This window comes from Paraburkholderia sp. BL9I2N2, from assembly GCF_004339745.1.
Classification (GTDB): domain Bacteria; phylum Pseudomonadota; class Gammaproteobacteria; order Burkholderiales; family Burkholderiaceae; genus Paraburkholderia.
On record NZ_SMGP01000006.1, the window covers coordinates 299,004 to 317,068 of the forward strand.

At 58.8% G+C, this 18,065-nt stretch carries 15 protein-coding genes and 1 pseudogene; 7 read left to right on the forward strand and 9 right to left on the reverse strand.

Annotated elements, in window-relative coordinates; translation table 11 throughout:
* The first annotated feature begins 24 nt into the window (after nt 1–24).
* Nucleotides 25–1,881, forward strand: coding sequence for a hybrid sensor histidine kinase/response regulator (locus B0G74_RS44960; RefSeq protein WP_132384336.1), 1,857 nt, complete (start codon nt 25–27; stop codon nt 1,879–1,881).
* A gap of 154 nt (nt 1,882–2,035) precedes the next feature.
* The gene (locus B0G74_RS44965; protein ID WP_165924067.1) at nt 2,036–3,838 is read left to right on the forward strand and encodes a hybrid sensor histidine kinase/response regulator; all 1,803 of its coding nucleotides are present in this window, start codon (nt 2,036–2,038) and stop codon (nt 3,836–3,838) included.
* Here B0G74_RS44965 and B0G74_RS44970 read toward each other — a convergent pair.
* The 4 genes and pseudogenes from B0G74_RS44970 to B0G74_RS47760 all read right to left on the reverse strand — a co-directional run.
* Nucleotides 3,780–4,529 carry a response regulator transcription factor gene (locus B0G74_RS44970; protein WP_165924068.1) on the reverse strand — a complete coding sequence of 250 codons (750 nt, stop codon included), beginning with the start codon at nt 4,527–4,529 and terminating at the stop codon, nt 3,780–3,782. The genes B0G74_RS44965 and B0G74_RS44970 overlap by 59 nt on opposite strands.
* Before the next feature lie 887 nt (nt 4,530–5,416).
* Entirely contained in the window at nt 5,417–5,899 is a 483-nt protein-coding gene (locus B0G74_RS44975; RefSeq protein ID WP_132384339.1) for a hypothetical protein, read from the reverse strand.
* A gap of 413 nt (nt 5,900–6,312) precedes the next feature.
* Complete coding sequence (locus B0G74_RS44980) at nt 6,313–7,032, reverse strand: substrate binding domain-containing protein (RefSeq protein WP_347814534.1); 720 nt, start codon at nt 7,030–7,032, stop codon at nt 6,313–6,315.
* A gap of 21 nt (nt 7,033–7,053) precedes the next feature.
* Nucleotides 7,054–7,230, reverse strand: a pseudogene (locus tag B0G74_RS47760) (LysR family transcriptional regulator); the annotation flags it as partial.
* Between the two features lie 112 nt (nt 7,231–7,342).
* Between B0G74_RS47760 and B0G74_RS44985 the strand changes: the two are divergent.
* A complete protein-coding gene (locus B0G74_RS44985) occupies nt 7,343–8,356 on the forward strand; it encodes an alcohol dehydrogenase catalytic domain-containing protein (protein WP_132384341.1) in 1,014 nt (337 codons plus the stop codon).
* A gap of 570 nt (nt 8,357–8,926) precedes the next feature.
* Here the strand turns inward: B0G74_RS44985 and B0G74_RS44990 are convergent.
* From B0G74_RS44990 to B0G74_RS45000, 3 genes are all read right to left on the reverse strand, one after another.
* Complete coding sequence (locus B0G74_RS44990) at nt 8,927–9,853, reverse strand: NmrA family NAD(P)-binding protein (RefSeq protein WP_243658627.1); 927 nt, start codon at nt 9,851–9,853, stop codon at nt 8,927–8,929.
* Between the two features lie 91 nt (nt 9,854–9,944).
* Entirely contained in the window at nt 9,945–10,487 is a 543-nt protein-coding gene (locus B0G74_RS44995; protein WP_132384342.1) for a carbonic anhydrase, read from the reverse strand.
* Nucleotides 10,488–10,575: 88 nt separating this feature from the next.
* On the reverse strand, nt 10,576–11,562 hold the full coding sequence (locus B0G74_RS45000; protein ID WP_132384343.1) for a nitrilase-related carbon-nitrogen hydrolase: 987 nt from the start codon (nt 11,560–11,562) through the stop codon (nt 10,576–10,578).
* A 219-nt stretch (nt 11,563–11,781) separates the two neighbouring features.
* Between B0G74_RS45000 and B0G74_RS45005 the strand changes: the two genes are divergently transcribed.
* The 4 genes from B0G74_RS45005 to B0G74_RS45020 all read left to right on the forward strand — a co-directional run bounded on the left by B0G74_RS45005 (nt 11,782) and on the right by B0G74_RS45020 (nt 15,355).
* On the forward strand, nt 11,782–12,738 hold the full coding sequence (locus tag B0G74_RS45005; RefSeq protein WP_132384344.1) for a GlxA family transcriptional regulator: 957 nt from the start codon (nt 11,782–11,784) through the stop codon (nt 12,736–12,738).
* A 457-nt stretch (nt 12,739–13,195) separates the two neighbouring features.
* A complete protein-coding gene (locus tag B0G74_RS45010) occupies nt 13,196–14,023 on the forward strand; it encodes a class I SAM-dependent methyltransferase (RefSeq protein WP_132384345.1) in 828 nt (275 codons plus the stop codon).
* 110 nt (nt 14,024–14,133) lie between these two features.
* Complete coding sequence (gene yfcF / locus B0G74_RS45015; RefSeq protein WP_132384346.1) at nt 14,134–14,766, forward strand: glutathione transferase; 633 nt, start codon at nt 14,134–14,136, stop codon at nt 14,764–14,766.
* Nucleotides 14,767–14,950: 184 nt separating this feature from the next.
* The gene (locus B0G74_RS45020; RefSeq protein WP_132384347.1) at nt 14,951–15,355 is read left to right on the forward strand and encodes a hypothetical protein; all 405 of its coding nucleotides are present in this window, start codon (nt 14,951–14,953) and stop codon (nt 15,353–15,355) included.
* Nucleotides 15,356–15,694: 339 nt separating this feature from the next.
* Here B0G74_RS45020 and B0G74_RS45025 read toward each other — a convergent pair whose 3' ends face one another.
* Together B0G74_RS45025 and B0G74_RS45030 are read right to left on the reverse strand one after the other, a co-directional pair.
* The gene (locus tag B0G74_RS45025; protein WP_132384348.1) at nt 15,695–16,957 is read right to left on the reverse strand and encodes an IS110 family transposase; all 1,263 of its coding nucleotides are present in this window, start codon (nt 16,955–16,957) and stop codon (nt 15,695–15,697) included.
* A gap of 820 nt (nt 16,958–17,777) precedes the next feature.
* Nucleotides 17,778–18,047: a DUF1488 family protein gene (locus tag B0G74_RS45030; protein WP_132384349.1), complete on the reverse strand. Its 270-nt coding sequence runs from the start codon at nt 18,045–18,047 to the stop codon at nt 17,778–17,780.
* Nucleotides 18,048–18,065 lie beyond the last annotated feature (18 nt).

Consider the following 18,065-nt stretch of genomic DNA (forward strand, 5'->3'; position numbering starts at 1 on the left):
GCGCTTTCCTGATCAAGCGGCCTTATGAGATTCTCGGGCTTCCTGGTACGCAAGTTTGGCTCGGCGGCTGTAGAGCACGCGTTCCGTACGGACTATGCGCGTCGCTACGCAAGCCAACGCAGGCTGGCCGGCGCCAGCCTCATACTGATATGGACCGCGGTTGCTATCCGTGACTGGTTGCTGCTGAACACGCTTGATTCCAGCATCCTCTTCCACGTTGGCTATGTGCGACTTGCAGGTGCCGTGGGTATGGCCCTGCCGGTCTGGTTGATGTGGGGAGCACGCGCCTTTGACGAACGCTGGGCCGTCAGATTACTTTGCGTAGTGACGCTAAGCTGCTGGTTCGCCCTATTGGGGTTAGTGAACGTTTACCCACCAGTCCGGGTCGGACAGGAGATTTTCCCCGGCTTTTTTGTTGTCCTTTTCCTGATATTCACGCTGTTCCGACTTCGTACCATCACGGCAGCATGGTTAGTCGGACTGTGCGTTGCAACCTACAATCTTATAGAACTGCTCCAATACATATTCGGTATTCCTACACCGTGGTCTCACTGGTTTACCACCGGGGCTATGGTGTTCCTGATGTATTTCGTAGGTATTGGCGTCTGCATTCAGTTTGAACTCGCTGCCCGGCGCGAATTTGTGTTCCGGCGCACGTTGCGCGCAGCCAAGACACGCGTTGAAGCCGCGTCCCGCGTAGTCAAGCAACAGAATGAACGCATGAGAGAGGTCGTCAGAGAGAAGGAGCGATTCTTTTCATCGGCCTACCACGACATCCAGCAGCCTCTCGCCGCGATCAACCTCTTTATCCGTAGCGCAAGGATAAAACTCGAAGATGAACACGCCGCAAGCCATGATCTCGACGTCATCGAGGAAACGGCACGCGACATCCTCGACATGTTCAAGGACATCCAGGACTATAGCGAGCTGGGCTCATACGTCCCGCATCTAACGCCAGTCGATACGCAGACAGTGCTTACGGAGGTCTTCGAGCAATACCTCGAGCCGGCGAGATCACGGGGCATCGAGTTGAGACTCACCCTGCGCCGGCGCTCCCCGCCGCCTATTGAAAGTGATCGGGCCTTGTTCAAACGGGCACTGTCCAATTTCATATCGAATGCGATCAAATACACCTCCGTGGGGGGCATCGTTGTCGGTTGGGTGGAGATCGGGGAACGGCTACGCATAGACGTGTGGGACACAGGCGTCGGCATCTCGCCGGCGCACCGGGATGCGATATTCGCCGAGTACTATCAGATTGACAATCCTGGCCGCGACCGGTCGAAAGGCCTTGGACTTGGGTTGTCGATCGTCAATCGGATCGTCGGGATTCTGCCGGAGCACAGCATGCGTTTCTCGTCGGTCGAAGGACGCGGATCGCGTTTTTCCCTGTACGCCCCGATATCGCAATCAGCACCCGTCACTGAGATTAAAGATCAAGCGAACGCCGCATGCACGTCCATCCTTAACGGCAGATACATCCTGCTTTGCGACGACGAACCCACCGTTCTCGAGGGCCTGCGCCGGTTGTTCCTCAATGCGGGCGCACTGGTGGATACCGCCGGGTCAATGAAGGGATTCGAAGCGATTCTCGCCGACGATGGCCGCGCACCCGACATCATCGTCACCGATATCAGGCTGCGCGACGGCCCGACTGGCATTGAGGTTGCCGAACGGATCAGGCAGCATTTCGCGTGGGCGGGCGTGCTTCCTGTCGCCTTCATCACGGGCGAACTGGTGTCGCCGCACGCACTTCGCGATTTCGCCAAGCCGTTCGTGCTATTACGGAAGTCTTCCACTCCAGAAAGCACGCTCGCTGAAGTCAGTCGGCTCGTTGCCGACCGACCGCCGGCAGGGTTCCGTCACGTGCGGGATCCATGACGGTGGACCTGTCTAACCCGTGGTGCGCCGATAAAGCCTTTCGATGTCGCGCACTATCCGCCCACTGTGGCTTTCCGGATCCAGGCAGGCTATGAGATCGTCAGGCTTCGTAGTACGGAGGTTCAGGTCGGCGGCGATGGAGCGTGCGTTCCGTATGGACTATGCGCGTCGCTACGCGAGCCAACGCAGGCTGGCTGGCGCCAGCCTCATACTGATATGGATCGCGTTTATCTGGCGTGACTGGTGGCTGCTGAACGCGCTTGATCCCAGCATTCTTCTCCACGTCGGCTATGTGCGACTCGCAGGTGCCGTGGGTATGGCCCTGCCGTTATGGTTCATGTGGGGACCACGCGCCTTTGACGAGCGCCGGTCCGTCAGACTACTTTGCGTAGTGATACTGAGTTGTTGGTTCGCCCAACTGGCGTTGATGAACGTTTACCCGGTGAGATGGGTCTTCGAGGAAACTTTCCCCGAGTATTTTCTTATCATTTTCCTGATATTCACATCGTTCCGACTCCGCGCAATCACGGCAGCATGGTTGGTCGGCCTATGCGTTGTAACCTTCCGTCTTGCTATTTACCTCTGGCTACGGAGTACTGTTTTCACGCCGAGGTTTCACTGGGTTTCCTGGGTTTCCCGTGGGAATACGGTGTCTCTCATGTATCTCGCCGGCATAGTCATCTGCATTCAGTTTGAACTCGCCGCCCGGCGTGAATTTGTGTTCCGGCGGACGTTGCGCGCAGCCAAGGCGCGAGTCGACGCCGCTTCCCGCGTAGTCAAGCAACAGAATGAACGCATGAGAGACGTCGTCAGAGAGAAGGAGCGATTCTTTTCATCGGCCTACCACGACATTCAGCAGCCGCTCGCCGCGATCAACCTATTTATCCGCAGCGCAAGGATAAAACTCGAAGGTGAACACGCCGCAAGCCACGATCTCGACATCATCGAGGAAACGGCACGTGACCTCCTCGACATGTTCAAGGATATTCAGGACTATAGCGAACTGGGCTCATACGTTCCGCACCTGGCTCCGCTCGATACGCAGGCCGTGCTTATGGAGGTCTTCGAGCAATACCTTGAACCCGCAAGGTCCCGAGGCATAACGTTCAGAAAGAGCGAGCGTCGGTCCCACCCTCCAGCCATCGAAAGCGACCGCTCCCTGTTAAAGCGGGCATTGTCCAATCTTGTATCGAATGCGATCAAGAACACCTCTGTGGGGGGAGTCGTAATCGGCTGGGTGCTGATCGGGGAACGGCTACGCATAGACGTGTGGGACACAGGCGTCGGCATCTCGCCGGCGCATCGGGATGCGATATTCGCCGAGTACTATCAGATTGACAATCCTGGCCGCGACCGGTCGAAAGGCCTTGGACTTGGGTTGTCGATCGTCAATCGGATCGTCGGGATTCTGCCGGAGCACAGCATGCGTTTCTCGTCGGTCGAAGGACGCGGATCGCGTTTTTCCCTGTACGCCCCGATATCGCAATCAGCACCCGTCACTGAGATTAAAGATCAAGCGAACGCCGCATGCACGTCCATCCTTAACGGCAGATACATCCTGCTTTGCGACGACGAACCCACCGTTCTCGAGGGCCTGCGCCGGTTGTTCCTCAATGCGGGCGCACTGGTGGATACCGCCGGGTCAATGAAGGGATTCGAAGCGATTCTCGCCGACGATGGCCGCGCACCCGACATCATCGTCACCGATATCAGGCTGCGCGACGGCCCGACTGGCATTGAGGTTGCCGAACGGATCAGGCAGCATTTCGCGTGGGCGGGCGTGCTTCCTGTCGCCTTCATCACGGGCGAACTGGTGTCGCCGCACGCACTTCGCGATTTCGCCAAGCCGTTCGTGCTATTACGGAAGTCTTCCACTCCAGAAAGCACGCTCGCTGAAGTCAGTCGGCTCGTTGCTGCCCAACGGCCGACAGGCTTCGATCATGTGCGGGATCCGTGACTGGCGGGACGCCGAGTTTGATCCCTTTATCCGCTAGCATGACGATGAGTTCAGTACGGCGCCGCAGATTGAAATGCGCGAGCAAATGACTGACGTATTTTCGTACCGTAATGTCTTCGAGCCCCATTCTCAGCGCAATCGCCTTGGACGGAAGCCCGCGCACCAGCCATGCCAACGTTTCGAACTCTCTCGGAGTCAGTCCCAGCTCGGATGCGCTGCTCTTTTCCGAATCACCGCCCGGCTGGCCATTCCCAGGTCCGCTTACCGGAGCCTCGTCCGTGCCCATGTCACGCCTGAGCCTAGCGATGCTGGCGGCGGGCAGGAACACGCCCCCGGCAAGCACTGCGCTTATCGCTGCATGAAGTGCTTCAGGAGGTGACGACTTGGGTACGTATCCCATGGCGCGAAGTTCGATGCACCGACTGATGGTTTCCACGCTCTCATCGGCCGATATCACGATCACCGGTAACGACGGCCGCGACTCCTTCAGCTTGGCAAGCGCGTCGCAACCGTGGCCATCGGGAAGATCGAGATCGAGAAATACGATGTTCAGGAGTTCGCCAAGCGCATGCTTCACGCCTTGAGACAACGTACTCGCGTGCAGCAACTCGATGTTCGGGAAGAACTCTCTAAGCAGCAGTGCCAATCCGGCTCTGAACAGTTCATGATCATCGACGATCAGTATGCGCATCTCATCGTCTCCAGGACCGCTTTCGAGGCGAGTTGCAATTACACAGCTCATGGTGCTACGTCCGTAGCAGTCGTCCGCTGGGTTCAACACGAATAGTACACGCAGGCCCACTGTGCCACGGATGGTGGCGGCTGAACCATGTGGCGTGCCTCGAAGTGGCGGTTGCCGCCCAGCACTCGACACCCTCCGCCTGACGCGTTGGGCGAACGGCAGGGGACCCGTTACCTAACCGACAAGCCATTCGCACAATTCGGCCATTGCCGACATTCAAGCGAACTGGAGCCTACGTCAGCAATACGGCGGACTGCCGACGTTGTCGGCTTGAAGCAGAGGAGCGGCACCTTTCCACATCAGCGAACTCACACTTTCGACCCGTTGCTGCCGGTCGTGAATTGAATAAGCTGCGGCCGACTCCTGTCCGATCGCAGTGGTGCCAGAACGCCGTCATCGCCGGCTGCTTGCGACGTGAGCGACGGTCAACCCCAAGTGTTCCCTCGAGGCGCCCCTCTCTCGCGCTTGCCCCCATTTCCCGAGAGTAGCGGCCGCAAAGAGCAAATTATCCTGGCCGTCGCTTTCCCGCTTTCCTGCGCGGCGCAATCGCAACGCATTTGATCGGATCTCCGCCCTGGATGCCAAATGGAGGTGTCGCGCGATTCGTCAAAAAAGGCTCACTCTCGCCGCTCGTGTCAGCGTGGTCCGCGCTGAGGCAGTCGCACGCCATCGCTTGACTGGAAGGGATGACCAGCGTCAACACCTTGCTGCATTTGAGCGACTGCCGCGCTACGAAACAGGTGACCGCCCCTCGACCGATGGGTTGGAGCGGGCGTGACCCTTCTCCGAACTGACAGCGGCGGCCGCGAGGCCGCCTATCTCCATAAGGGTCCGATTTACTCTTTTTCCATCCAGTACTCGCCCTCGCATTTACTCTCATTTAGGCTCTTTGAGACGTCGGTGTTGGTCACAAAGTGAAGGATGCCGCGAATGCCACGCATCTTTCCGGTGCCGCCAGTGAGCACCGTGCTTCCTATGACCGTGCGGACATCGGGAGACTGGCCCGTTGCCGACTGTGAGATGCCGTCAAACCTGCCGAAAATCTTGTACCCATTTTCCAGGTTGTAGAACCCATAGCCGATGACGGTGCCGTTGCCATCGACGGTGTCCACGGTGCCACGCAGCCATTGCTCCGTGGCGCTCACGCCAGCAAACATCAGCGCGCCCTTGGGAAAGGTGCGATGCAGTTCATAGAGCGCGAGCGAATGCCCCGGTGTATCTTCAACGTCCAGGAGGTGAAGGAGCGTGTATTTTGAATTTTCGCCCGACACTTCGTAGAATATTTTTCCCCGCTCTTGAGCGGAACTTGTCTGGTTCATGGTCAGCCTCCGTTGTGAGTCTGTTCACCTTGCCGATGGCTTCGCCACTAACTTCCAGCGGGCACATGCAAAGTAGCTTAAGTATTGGACACGCCGAGGCATCCGCAAGGGCATTTGCACATCCTTCCGGCATATCATCGAAATCTGGCGCAACTACGGGAATCAAGAGATTTCAAATATCACACGAGTTCGGTGAATGCAGTTACCCCAAAAGGAATGCTCTTAGCGCCGCTCAGAGCCGTAAACGACCCTCTACCATCGTTCGTCGCGAATTACGCCAACGGCGGCTTCCAACGTGCATCGGCCGTCGATGTCGCGATCGAGGTCAAGGCAGGGTCGGCCAAAGCCCGCGACCCTCCTAAATCTGCTCGTGTCTTCGATTTCTCTTTGCTCGAACTCTCGACAAGTTCCTGCTATGGATTGAAGTGGCTCATCGACTCGCTATTAAAAGCATTGACGACAAAATCGACGAAGACACGGGTCTTGGCCGAAATGAGCTTCCGGGACACGTAGTAAAGCGAAATTTCGCCGGCATCGACGTGCCAGTCCGGAAGCAGCCGAATCAGATCCCCGCGCTCCAGATCGGGCAGCACATCGAATAGCGAAATCAACGTCACTCCCAAGCCAAGACGCGCGGCCTCGCGCATCGCGGCGGGATCATTTACGACGATGGTTTCATTGAGCGCTCCGGGCACCTCGATACCGTTCGCAGTTCGTAGCATCCAGTGGCGAATTCGCCCCGTGCGCGGCGAGCGCATGACGATGCCGTTGTAGGCAGCGAGTCCTGACGGATCGGTCGGCAGCGACCGGCCGGACATAAAGGCCGGCGAGGCCACGACGATGCCATGCACCGGGGCGAGCGGCCGTGATACCAGCCCGGGCGCGAGATTCAAGCCGGCGCCGATTGCGGCGTCGTAGTTCTCGGCGATCAGATCCACAGGCCGGTTTTCGAAGTGCCACTCCGGACGGATTTGCGGGTACTTCGCCAGAAACGGGGGTAACAACGGCAGGATGTGCATGATGCCAAATGTCGGGCTCGTGCTGACTTTCAGGACACCCGCCGGCTCGCTGCTTTGCGCTGCCGCTTCGGCAATGGCGGCCTGGAGTGCGTCGAGATTTCCATCGATCGACATGAGGAACCGTTCGCCTGCTTCTGTTAGCGTGAGTTTGCGGGTCGATCGTTGAAAGAGCCGTATTCCGAGGTTGCGTTCGAGCATCGCCACGTTTCGGCTGACCGCGGCCGCAGTCAATCCCAGCCTGCGTCCAGCTTCCGCAAAGCTGCCGCCTTCCGCGGCTCTCACGAATGATTCGAGGTTTGCCAGAGTCTCCATATATCACGCAATTACTAACGTTTGCTTGAAACAAGAACAAGACAATACCCCCTAATCAAGATGCAATAAAGTGCTTAATCTCGCTCCATACCTTCAACCGGGAGTGAAATCAATGAAAGCCATCGTTTTTGCTCGCTTCGGCGAGCCGGAAAAAGTTCTTGAAATGAAGACGCTACCTGACCCAACGCCACCGGGGCTTGGCGAAGTACTGATTCGCGTGACGAAGCGGCAGCTTCATCCCGGCAATCTCATGATGGTTCGAGGCATGTTCCAAATCCCGCTGCCAGCAAATGGATTCCTGATCCCTGGAGCTGATGGCGTGGGCATCGTCGAGGCCGTGGGCGAAGGAGTGGATGCTGCCCGCGTGAAGCCGGGTATGCGAGTGATCTTCAATCCGAGCCCGGGCGCATGGGCGGAGCGTCTCAAGGCGCCTGCCGAGCTAGTGACACCCATCCCGGATGATTTGCCCGATGCTATCGCAGCCCAAATGGGCCCAAACGCTGTGATCGCGCTCATGTTGCTGCGGGCAGCTCAGCGCGCAGCGCCGGACGCCGGCCGTGAGATACCGATTCTATTGAATGCTGCCGGGTCTTCGGTAGCGCGCTTCGTAACGATTGCGGCTCAAAGACGTGGCTTGAATGTCGTGGGCGCGGTTCGAAGCGCAAAGGGCGCAAAGGCCCTATCAGATCGGTTCCCGGATTTGCCCGTGGTTTCGACGGCCGATCCGGACTGGCTCGACCAGGTCCGCCATGCCGCTGGAGCGCGGCCGCTTCAGGTCGTTATGGATCCGGTGGGCGGGGCGATGGTGAGCGAAATTGTTCCGTTGCTCGGCGACGGCGGAGCCCTGCTGCTTTACGGCGCAATGGCACCGGACCCCGTCATCTTCCCGATGAGCGCGGTGCCTCGCGAGATCATGTTCGCAGGCGTGTCGTCTTCGCGCTGGATGCATAACACGTCGGCCGAACAGCGCCGAGAGGACGTAGGGGAGGCAATCGAGATCGGCCGCGGCGCGCCCGAAAAGTTCGAGGTTGAGGCCGACTACGATCTGGCCCAGTTCGCCAATGCGATCGAACACATAGAGCGTGAAAATCGCCACGGGGCGGTGCTGCTCAGCTCAGATCTATAGCTTGACGCTGATGGACTGAACCAGCAAAAGAAACAAGGGCGTTGTGTAATCAGCCCAGCCGATTGCGGGGCCAACCCTCACAATTGCCACCGGGCAGCGCTCGCGAAGCGGTCCTGTTGCTCGGCGCCGCTTTCGGAAAGTACCCCGATGCGCCGTCGAGTTGATCACGATTTGCGGCGCTGGCGACGCTCCCGCTCGCCGGATCGCGTGGACACGGTCAGTTGGACGGCCATTTCGACTATTGAACTATCGATGGAACAGCCGTCCTACGGGCCGATACCGCGACGACCACGATTGTGGCCAGAATGTCCGTAATCAAGTGAGGAAGCGGCGTTTGAACGGCAGCGTCTGCGACCCAGCCGACGGCTGTAGATGGCCGACCTCTGCCCGACGCGATCGGCTCAGGTCGCCCCCTTTGCTGACGCCTACCCTCACAAGTTCTGAACGACTGCTCCCAGTTTTGGATCTGCCGATGGCCGTCTCATCGCTCGACCTGATTTGCACTTGACGTTTAGATCTGAGTGAGCAGTCAGCGCAAGAGGTGTCGCCAATCGCCACATCCGTCGAGGTCTAGCGTTGCGTTGTCGGCTGAAAAATTCGGCGGTTCTCGATGACATAATCGCGCACGGAAATCGGCTTTCGACCGGTAAGCTGTTCGACGATGTCGTTCGCGCCGGCGAATTCGCCCGCCTGGTAACCGCGATACACTGACGTAATGTGCTGGATGAAATGTGCCGATAAGCCGATTTGCTCGAGGCGCGCCTCGAATGAATCCAGGCTTTCCGGCTCGTAGCGCACGGGGCGGCCGAGCGCGTCGCCAACTATCTTGGCCACCTGCTCGTGATTCAGTTCTTCGGCACCGAATAATGGGTATGTCTTGCCCGCATGAGACTCGGGATTTAACAGGATGCATGCAATCACCCGCCCTTGGTCGGCGGCGGCGATCGGCGCGTGGCGACCGTCAGCGGCAGGCACGCGCAGCAAGTCATGATTCGCGATTTGCGAGAGCTGAAACCCGTAGGTCAGCCATTCCATAAACAAAGTCGGCCGCAAGTGCGTGACCGGAATGCCGGCCCAATCGAACACACGCTCGCCATACCAGTGCGCGAGCGAGGCCTGGCTGCGCGCATCCGCGCTCGCGGAAATCTGCGACATGTTGACAATCGAGCGAACGCCTGCGAGCTTTGCGGCGTACGCAAAATAGGCGGTCGCATCGACGAGTTGCGCTTGCATGATCGGGTAGACGAAGTACGCACCGGTCACGTCTCGCAGCGCCGCTTGAACAGCATGACTGTCCAGCAGATCGCCAACAACGACTTCAACGTCTTTTGCCCGCAATGCGGAGGCGCGCTCGTCGTCGCGATGGACCAGGGCTCGCACGCGCGCGCCCTTCGATAGCAGTTCGTCAATCGCGGCACCGCCCGTGGCGCCTGTGGCGCCCGCAACCAGATACAGATCATGCTTCATCTCATACTCCAGGTTGGAGGGAAGAGGCATGCTGAGCTCTTCCCTCGTCGACATATGGGACAGTGGTGGGTATGCAGGAGAGGCTCCGGGATTTTGCCGGCTCTTGCATCCAGTAGATTCGTCAACCTGCAGACTCGCGCAAAGGTGCGGCAGGAACGACAGTCTCGATGTGGCCGGTTTTGACGTCGTAGACCAGACCCGACACGATCAGGTTATCTGGGAGCTCCTTGTGCGCCCTGAGTGCTGCGACGTCGAGAGCCACTGCCTCGTACGGCTGCGTGATAGCGAGATCATCGAGCCCGGCGGCATCTACACCAAGATGCTTCGCGAGCAACGCAGGCGCATGCTTGTGGCAGCCGATGATCCCGCAATCGGTATGCTGGAGCAGGACGAGATTGCGCGCACCGTCGGGGCGTCCCGCTGCTTTAGCGACGACACTCAGCACTGCCAGTGTTTCAAGCAACGCATTGTTGACCCGGCCACCGACGTTACGGATCACGGCCGCTTCGCCCTGCTTCAAGCCCAGCACGTTGGCGGGATCGACGCGAGGATCGACGCAGCCCACGACGATCGTTCCCGTCGATGGCATCATCTTGAGTTCGGGTACGAACGCGGTGTTAGCGAAGTCGGCGTTGCGCTCCAGCATGACGTCGTTGAAGTCCATTTTCTTTACTCCTGCGCGTTTGGGGCAGAATTGCCCGGTTGAATTCCATTTGTCGGTCGCATCGAAATCGCGCGACTCCACGTGTGGCTCACGCGAGTGCTTCCAAAGGCGTGGCTGGCTCTTCACCCGGCGCGCGTAACGCCCGCTCGATCACGTGTGTCTTCGGCGTGCGGTCGATCACCAGCCCGAGCACGTCGGGACGGCTGTAATGACCGCGCGAGTCCATCATGCGTTTGCGCTTGTCAATCTGCCAGAAATCCAGATCCGCAATGATCTCGCCTTCCCCTTCGCGCAGCGGTTCGCCGCCCATGTACTTTCCCTCCGGCGAAACGATTGCAGTGAAACAGCCGCTCGAGATTGGGCCAATCTGGTTTGTGTTGGTATCGTGCAGAATCTGCTGTTGTTGTTCGGGAGTCAGCCACGCGGTCGCGTTGACCACGAAGGCACCGGCCTCCAGTGCGTGCTGACGGATGTTGACGGAGATCTGCTCGGAAAACAGATCTCCCGCGAACGAACCCGGATACATGGCTGAATGGATTTCCTCGCCATCGGCCATCAGCGCATAGCGGGCCAGCGGGTTATAGTGCTCCCAGCAGGCAAGCTGGCCTACGCGGCCCACAGCGGTATCGATTGCGCGCAAGCCTGACCCGTCGCCCATTCCCCAGACCATCCGCTCGTGATAAGTCGGTGAGAGCTTGCGGCGGCGCTGCACCAGCGTGCCGTCGGCATCGAACAGAAGTTGGGTGTTGTAGATCGTGCCACCATCGCGCTCATTTACGCCGATCGACACCACCATTGCGGCCTGTCGCGCCGCTTCGCCGATGGCCTGAGTCGTCTGTGACGGAACAGTCACTGCCTGCTCGAGCAGCTTGTAATGCTCGGCGCCCATCGCAAATGGCGATTCGATGAACGAGAAGTACGGGTAGTACGGAACGACAGTCTCGGGGAAAGTCGCGAACTGGACCCCCTCCTTGCCGAGCTCCAGAATCTTCCTGATGACCTTATCGACCGTGCCTTCCCGGCTGTAGAGAATGGGCGCGATCTGAACCGCGGCGGCCCGGATGATTTTGGACATGATGGCGTTCCTTTAGCTGGCTGTGAGGCAGATGAGAGAAGTGCTTGTAACTTAACGCCTCGGGCCATTACGATGTATGTCGTTGTTGCCACCATTCATGACGTCCGTCGCTCAAGCGCGATTCGCTCATTGCCAGGCTCATTGGCCTGCTATTCGGGAATACGACCGGACGGCCGCTCATTCACAGTCACGCTTATGTTGCGGACGGCAGGGATAGATATGCATCGGATCGGCTTCATTGTGCCGCGCAGGTTTCAGATGATGAGCCTTGCGGCCCTGACGGTGTTCGAGATTGCAAACATGCCTCCCGCTGGCCAGTGCTACGACGTCCATGTATTGTCTGAACACGGCGGTCCCGTTGAATCTTCGGGTGGCATGAAATTGGAAACGGAGGCATTTGGCGATCCGACATTCGACACCGTTATCGTGGGTTCGATAACTGAAATGAAGATGCCGTCTTCCGATGCAACCACGATTTCGTTTGTGAAAGACTCGGCCAATGCATCAAGACGGATAGCCTCTATTTGCAGTGGTGCATTCGTTCTTGCCGAGGCCGGGCTTCTGGACGGCCGGCGCGCGACCATGCATTGGGCGCATGCGTCTGAATTCAGAGCACGGTTCCCGAAAGTCGTTGCGGAAGAAGACCGGATCTTCATCAACGACGGTCCAATCTGGACTTCGGCTGGAATGACGGCCGGCATAGACCTTGCGTTGGCGTTGCTCGATAGCGACCTCGGCCCCGATGCCGCGAAAATGGTCGCGAGACTTCTTGTCATGAATCAGCGTCGGCTCGGTGGGCAAAAGCAGCATTCCGCACTGCTCGACATGACGCCGAAATCCGATAGGATCGAATTGGTTATCGCGCACATCCGCAGGAATCTGCGCAATCCGCTGACTGTCGAGGAGCTTGCGGACGTGGCTAACCTCAGCCCTCGCCAGTTCAGCCGCGCATTTCAGGCCGAAACAGGTCAGTCGCCGGGCAAGGCCGTGGAACAGCTTCGTTTGGAAGCAGCCAGGTTCATGATCGAGCAAGGCCGGCACACGATTAACGTGGTGGCACAGGAAACAGGCTTTATGGATAGGGAGCGCATGCGCCGCGCGTTCGTCCGGACGTTCGGTGTACCCGCCGATGTTCTACGCAGGAATGCTCGGCGGGAGCCGGTCGCCGGCAACTGAAATCTGTTCACTTGCCGTGCGTCCCGAGCGTAAAGCGGGAGACGAAAAATTAAATCGCGGTCGTTCGCTCGGATGGGTGCTGCGACTGTCGACACGCTGCATCGACAGCCTCATATGCTCGGGAGGCCATTGGCCGACAATGTGGCCGATGCGCCGACGCGAATCCCGCGCAGATGACCGATGTTTGGGCGTAGCCGCCGTTCGAATGACCGCGTGACCACGATGGCGAGCGGCGGAAATTGGCCGACTGTATGCGTTCAGCAGCCACTACCTTCAGCGGCCATTCGCACGTTCGCTCGATGTCGACGGCAGCTTTGTGGCTTGATAGCCCAGTGAGTGCAACCGGCCAGGAAGAGACAGTCGACATCGTGGCCTAGCTCGTTGACAATCGCCGTGGATTGAACGATCCAGAGTCCAAAACGCACAACCAAGAATTGAACAATCGGGCAACGCAAGAATGACATCCCAAGCAGAAGTCTATTTGCAAGATTTTCACCGGCGTCGGGCAGGAGCAACGCGCCGGGCCTTTGGCAATCTTCCTGCGCGGTCGACGCATGCAGAATACCCGTCTTCCTATCATGCGCTGGCAAAACGGGTGCCGAATGATGGTATGTCGCGCACCGTGCTCGATCTGGCATGTGGTGATGGGCCACTGCTGCAAATTCTGAACGATAGGCGCAACGCAGGAACGAAGTTGATCGGCCTCGACATGAGCGAGGGCGAGCTGAGCGCTGCTCGGGCGGTGCTGCCGCCGGACGTTCGATTGATCAATGAGCGCGCGCAAGAGTTGTCGCTCGATACCGACTCGGTCGACTATGTTCTGTCGCACATGGCTTTGATGTTGATGGACGACATAGAGCAAGTCATTCGTGAAATTCGTCGGGTATTGCGTGAAGGCGGTAGTTTCTCAGCTGTCGTCGGGCGTGCCTTTCTGACCGAGGAAGTCGGGGAGGTCTTTTTAGACGTATTCAAGCCAATTGCGAAGGCGAACCTGACGCACCTACCGCTCGGTGACGCGCGCACACGCAGCGAAACCGGTTGGAGCGAACTACTCCAGCATGGTTTCGTTAATGTAGCCTTCGAAAACATCGAAATTGACTGGACGCCTACGCCTGAGCAGTTATGGTTGGACATGTTGGACACTTACGATGCAGACAGGATGTCGGAAGCAACGCGCGCACAGTTCAAGGGCGAACTATTGTCGGCGTTCGCGCCCATGCAGCGCGAAGACGGAACGCTAAAGACGGGATGGGGGCTGCGTCTTGTCCAGGCCAGTGCTGCCTAACGGCCAGAAGCTTCCGTTCGACATCAGCTCCCAGGTCGCTGACAATGGCCCAGTTCCGTCTGGCTCGCTTTCCTGGAGCCGCAAGTTAACCAATCACCAAGGTTTGCGTCATGCTTAAGGTTCCGCTTCGTTTATATGCCGATGCACAGTTTGCAAGCCCGTATGCGATGTCTGTGTTCGTGGCCCTCCGAGAGAAACAACTGGCATTCGAGCTGTTCGGGGTTGACCTTGGAAGCGGCGCCAATCGTGAAGAGAGCTATGCCGCCGAATCGTTGACTCAGCGCGTACCTACATTAGCGCATGGCGATTTCGCGCTATCCGAGTCATCGGCAATTACCGAGTACTTGGACGATACTTTCCCTGAAACGCTCGTTTATCCTCGGGACCGACATCTCCGGGCCAGGGCGCGTCAAGTTCAGGCGTGGCTCAGAAGCGACCTGTTGCCCATTCGTCAGGAGCGCTCGACGGAAGTCGTGTTCTATAAAAATGAGGCGCCGGCTCTTACGGCCGCAGCAGAGCAGGCAGTGGAAAAACTGTACTTTGCTGCCGACCGGCTTCTCTCGCAGGATGCATCGAATCTCTTTGGTGATTGGTGCATCGCCGACACCGATCTGGCGTTGATGCTAAATCGCCTCGTCATGAATGGCGATGACGTTCCCGCGAAATTGGCATCGTACGCAGCGCGTCAATGGGAGCGAGCGTCCGTACAACAGTGGGTCAAGCTGGACAGGCCTCCGCTCTGACCTCCGACAGGAGAGGCCGGATCTTCCCGCGGGACGACCGGCAGCTGTCTGCAGAAGGACGTTCGAGGTGTCGGCGGGATTAATACAATTCGGCCAGCCCGAGGGAGAATCGACGGCTTTGTGTGTGCGCGCCAGTCGGCGCGTTGCACGGTTCTTTCTTTCAAGGTGGGGATCAAGAGTGTCTTTGCATAAGCTTATCTCGCTTCCCTTCACATTACTGAATCGCGGCCAACTTGGCGGCGCAGGCGTGCTTTTCTTCTTCTACGCGGTCCTCATCGCCTGCATCGCCAAAGCACTGTTCGAAATTGCGAATTTTGCTGGTGTGAAAGCACAGACTGGAAGCGCCGCGGTCATAGCAAAGCGAGCAGTGCCAGCTCATTGGGAGTGGCAATCTCGTGGCCGGTTTTTGACGCGTATCTATGTGAAAGAATACGAGATACTCGATTTGATCATCAATGGTCGGACAATGACGTATCGGCCGATTCCGTGGATTATGGAGCGCACAACTTCAAATACGACGGAGCCAGTTCAGTTCAAAGCTGCCCGATTCAATAACAAAGTGCAGATCATAAAATTCAAGTACCTCTAGCGCTCTGCGGACTGCTGGCCGGCTGGCAAGCATCGCCGAACGGCTGCTCCCGAGAGAACTGACGGTCCGCTTCACGCCCTGAGGCGGTCAGTCAAGGTTTTTCTGAGGGCATGGCGCAACCCACATCCTTGACCTTGTAGCCTCGGGCGTCGCTCATTCATGAAACGGCGGATGTCGAAGAAACGTCGTGCGCTCATCTGGCGAGTTGCCCACCGCCGGCCAGCGTCATGGTCATAACAGGCGACCCGCTGGCCGGCCGTGGACAACTCGCGACATGACGTCAAGCGGAGGCAACCCACGGATCCAGAAGCAGTCGCGTAACCCGTCGAGCGGAGCGGACTACCCCGGAAGCCCGAGGTTCCCGAGGAGTGGCGAACCGCGTTTCCTCAGGGCGTTGAGGTAGATGCTCTCGTCGTACCGCGTTCCGGTCTGCCAGCAACGGTAGATGATCCGTATCCACTTGAATGCCAATGCCCGCACGGCGGCCTGATACGAGCTGTCCTTCGCCCGCTGTTGCCGGTAGTAGGCGTCCGCCCAGAACGACTTGTTGATGGTCTGGCCCGCCCATTCGACGAAGGTCTGGCGCAGGAAGGTCGGGCATTGCCAGCGCCAGTGCACCCAGCACTTCTTGCCGCTGCGCTCGGTGACCGGCGCGATGCCGGAGTACTTCTGCAGTTCATCCGCGCCCCTGAAGCGGTCACGTTGCTCGCCAAACGCAGCGAGCAGGCGCGGTGTCAGATGCGGACCTGCGCCGGGCAAGCTGTCAAACAGGTCGAAGTCGGGCAGTGTGCGTGCGACTGCCGCGATTTCCCTGTCGAACACGTCGATTGCAGCCAGCGTTGTGCGCAGTTGCATCACCAGCATCAGCGCGAGCAACCGGTGAGGTGCAACGATCCCGGGGTCGTCAGTCAGCGACACAGCACAGCGGATCGACTCCAGACGTCCCTCAATCAGTTTGGCCCGGCGACAGTTGTGCGCATGGAAGAACGTTTCAAGGGTCTTCCTGCTGGCGCGCCTGACTGCCGGCAGAGTTGGCCAGCGGGTCAGAAAATCACAAAACAGCACCGTGTCGATGTCGTCGAACCATTCCAGGGCTTGAGGATAATACTGCTTGAGTGCGTTGGTTAGCCGGTTGGTGAACCGGGTCTTGTCGCCGACCAGTTCACGACGCTGTTCGATCAGGCTCAGCAAGGAGCGCATGCCTGCGCTCTGCGGCCTGAGCGGGCTGAACCGCTCAGGATGGCGCAGCAGCAGGTCGAGTGCCAGTTCGGCATCGGTGGGATCGTCCTTGGCCCGGCTCGGCTTGAATGCCTCACGGTACTTCGCGAGCATTGCAGGGTTGATCGGGAATAGAGTGACGAACGCATGTTTCTGCAACACGGAGACGATCGGCCCGGTGGCCAGCTCAAGCGCGACCGCGATCGGACCACCAAAGCGCTGATGTAACGCCTTTGCCCATTCATCAATGCGCGTAACCTGGTGAGGGATGCAGTCGAACTCGCGCCTGTCGTCGCCTGCCTGCTGCAGGCAGATGTCATGTTTGGTATCTGCCCAGTCGAGGCCGACGAATGCCCTGAATTGCTGGTTCGATAGAGGTGCCATGTGAACCTCCGCAAGTGATAGATTACCCGGTAGGGACATGCATGCTTGCGTCCAGCGAAGGCAATATAGAGAGCCGGTGCCACGGCGAACCCTGAGTATTCGTTATCGGACGCAGGCGCACCCGTGGACTCGAAGCTAAAGCGGCGATCGTCCAGGCGTTTGGGTCGGGATATTCGTAGTCCACGGGCGCATGTCCCGCCTCGACTGGCAGCTCGCTGCCAGTCCCACCAGTATCGATGAAAGCGGGACGGACTATCTATACACGGTCGGGAGTGTGAGTTCGTTGATACGGGAAGTTGCCGTCGGACTGCTCCGCCGCCGCCGCCGTCAGCAGTCCGCTGCATTGCTGACGTAGAACCGCGTCCCCTCCAACGTCGGCAATGGCCGACTTGCCGTCCTCCCGGATTACCGCCGGCTGCCCGACCGCTCAGCTAGCCGTCCGCTGAAATGCCGCTTCGTCGCCGGGGGAGAGTGGGTTGGCGGGGCGATGTGCCCATTCCGAGACGGGCTCTGTGAGCACGTAATGGGTCGGGCTTTCCCCGTGTCATCGACGGACGCCACCCTGCTGAGCAGGCAGGAGCAGCGCTGGCGCTCTCGCGCATAGTTACAGGCCGCAGCGGCCGCCGATTCTCCTTTCCAGCTAAGAAGTGCTAAAGATAGTGCCGCGTTCCCGAGAATCAAAACCGATTCATTGGTGTACGCAACTAACGGTCGGGCCCTCTCAGCGGCCGACTTGGCTCCGCCACAACAGCGTGGCCAAAAAAAGGGCCGCCGGCAGATTATTCATGCTTCGAGAAGCGTGCCGGGTTCCCCGCGCCGTTCAGGGGCGCTCGAAGTCATCGGGTGTCAGTTCCAGGCGGGCGCACGGATGCGCAAGTAGCTTCCGTTCGGCGATCGCGTGGATGCGGCTGTACCCGTCCCGGAAAATCCTCAGGGTCCGGGCGTCCCCGGCCCGCGGCTCAAGCCAGAAATGGGCCTCCAGCGCTGCAATCGTGACGATGCATTCGACGGTGGTGTTTCCGCGGATGAGCCAGAACGACACGCCCTGTCGATTTGCCAGAATCTGCGGCTCGAATTCAGGTTTTTCCATGGCTGCTTCCGGGCGTCA

Excerpts from the sequence above, each read along its gene's own strand:
- B0G74_RS45030 (WP_132384349.1), bottom strand. The coding sequence starts at position 18,047 with ATGGAAAAACCTGAATTCGAGCCGCAGATTCTGGCAAATCGACAGGGC.
- B0G74_RS44970 (WP_165924068.1), bottom strand. The coding sequence starts at position 4,529 with ATGCGCATACTGATCGTCGATGATCATGAACTGTTCAGAGCCGGATTG.
- B0G74_RS44985 (WP_132384341.1), top strand. The coding sequence starts at position 7,343 with ATGAAAGCCATCGTTTTTGCTCGCTTCGGCGAGCCGGAAAAAGTTCTT.
- B0G74_RS45025 (WP_132384348.1), bottom strand. The coding sequence starts at position 16,957 with ATGGCACCTCTATCGAACCAGCAATTCAGGGCATTCGTCGGCCTCGAC.
- B0G74_RS44975 (WP_132384339.1), bottom strand. The coding sequence starts at position 5,899 with ATGAACCAGACAAGTTCCGCTCAAGAGCGGGGAAAAATATTCTACGAA.
- B0G74_RS44960 (WP_132384336.1), top strand. The coding sequence starts at position 25 with ATGAGATTCTCGGGCTTCCTGGTACGCAAGTTTGGCTCGGCGGCTGTA.
- B0G74_RS45005 (WP_132384344.1), top strand. The coding sequence starts at position 11,782 with ATGCATCGGATCGGCTTCATTGTGCCGCGCAGGTTTCAGATGATGAGC.
- B0G74_RS45010 (WP_132384345.1), top strand. The coding sequence starts at position 13,196 with ATGACATCCCAAGCAGAAGTCTATTTGCAAGATTTTCACCGGCGTCGG.
- B0G74_RS44990 (WP_243658627.1), bottom strand. The coding sequence starts at position 9,853 with ATGCCTCTTCCCTCCAACCTGGAGTATGAGATGAAGCATGATCTGTAT.
- yfcF (WP_132384346.1), top strand. The coding sequence starts at position 14,134 with ATGCTTAAGGTTCCGCTTCGTTTATATGCCGATGCACAGTTTGCAAGC.
- B0G74_RS44965 (WP_165924067.1), top strand. The coding sequence starts at position 2,036 with ATGGACTATGCGCGTCGCTACGCGAGCCAACGCAGGCTGGCTGGCGCC.
- B0G74_RS45000 (WP_132384343.1), bottom strand. The coding sequence starts at position 11,562 with ATGTCCAAAATCATCCGGGCCGCCGCGGTTCAGATCGCGCCCATTCTC.
- B0G74_RS44980 (WP_347814534.1), bottom strand. The coding sequence starts at position 7,032 with ATGTCGATCGATGGAAATCTCGACGCACTCCAGGCCGCCATTGCCGAA.
- B0G74_RS44995 (WP_132384342.1), bottom strand. The coding sequence starts at position 10,487 with ATGGACTTCAACGACGTCATGCTGGAGCGCAACGCCGACTTCGCTAAC.